Genomic DNA, 1170 nt, shown 5'->3' with positions numbered 1-1170 from the left:
CGCCTTGTATGTTTAGAACAGATGCGTCATTATTATGGCATATAATGCTATGAGTATTCTGGATGCGATAGACCGTTTACGCCTTGGGATTTGGAAACCCGTGCCTGAGCTGGGGTCGTCGTGTCCATATCTGGTTATCCCGAACAGTTGTTTGGGCCAATAAAGCCCGCATTTTGCAAGGAAGGGGGTCAGATTGAATATGAAAGATAAATCGGGATGTTTTGCAGGTATTGATGTTTCTAAAGACCGTCTGGATGTTGCTGCTAGACCCAGTGGGAAAATTTGGACAGTAGCCAACGATGCTAAGGGTATCAGGTCCTTGGTAGAGGCTTTGGTGGATTTAAATCCACTTTTGATCGTAATGGAATCTACCGCTGGATTAGAGATGCCTGTGGCAGTGGCCTTGGCAGCGGCTGGACTTAATGTGGTTATTGTCAATCCTCGCCAAGTCCGAGATTTTGCCAGGGCTACCGGGAAGTTAGCCAAAACGGATCGCATTGACGCCCAGATTTTGGCTCGTTTTGGTGAGATGATCCGGCCTGAAGTCCGGCCTTTAAAGGATGAGCAAGTCCAGGAACTCAGCGCCCTGATTAGCCGTAGACGCCAAATCGTGGAGATGCTCACCGCCGAGAAAAATCGTCTCACCTCTGCCCCAAAACGTATACAGAAGGACATTAAAGTCCATATCCAATGGCTTGAGAAACGCCTCGATAACGTCGATGACGAGATCCAGAAACGCATTAAAGCCAGCCCGATCTGGCGAGAGAAAGAGGCCATCTTACAAAGTGTCCCTGGAGTTGGCCCAGTTCTTTCCGCCAGCCTCTTATGTGACCTTCCAGAACTTGGGCGGCTCAATCGAAGACAGGTTGCCGCCTTAGTGGGTGTGGCCCCTTTAAACCGTGACAGTGGACTGTTCCGCGGGAAACGGAAAGTCTGGGGAGGCCGTGCCAATATCCGTGCAGTTTTGTATATGGCCACTTTGTCCTCGGTACGTGCCAATAGTGTACTTAGGCTCTTCTATAACCGACTATGTGAGGGAGGAAAACCCCATAAAGTTGCTTTAACCGCATGCATGCGAAAATTAATAACTATTTTGAATAGCATGATTAAAAACAATACACTATGGCAACCATGCTTAAAAACCGCTTGACAAAAAACACAGTTGCTCAG

The 1170-nt window shown here is 48.0% G+C and carries 1 protein-coding gene; it reads left to right on the top strand.

The genetic code is table 11. The features are described from left to right. The first annotated feature begins 199 nt into the window (after nucleotides 1-199). Nucleotides 200-1150, top strand: a complete 951-nt coding sequence (locus RDU59_12950; protein MDQ7839387.1) for an IS110 family transposase — start codon at nucleotides 200-202, stop codon at nucleotides 1148-1150. Nucleotides 1151-1170: the final 20 nt, after the last annotated feature.

The organism is Thermodesulfobacteriota bacterium (genome assembly GCA_031082315.1).
Classification (GTDB): Bacteria; Desulfobacterota; QYQD01; order QYQD01; family QYQD01; genus QYQD01.
This window is presented reverse-complemented; position numbering and strand designations above follow the sequence as displayed.

Bases quoted from the DNA above. Each gene is read 5' to 3' on its own strand.
- RDU59_12950 (MDQ7839387.1), top strand. From the start codon at position 200: ATGAAAGATAAATCGGGATGTTTTGCAGGTATTGATGTTTCTAAAGAC.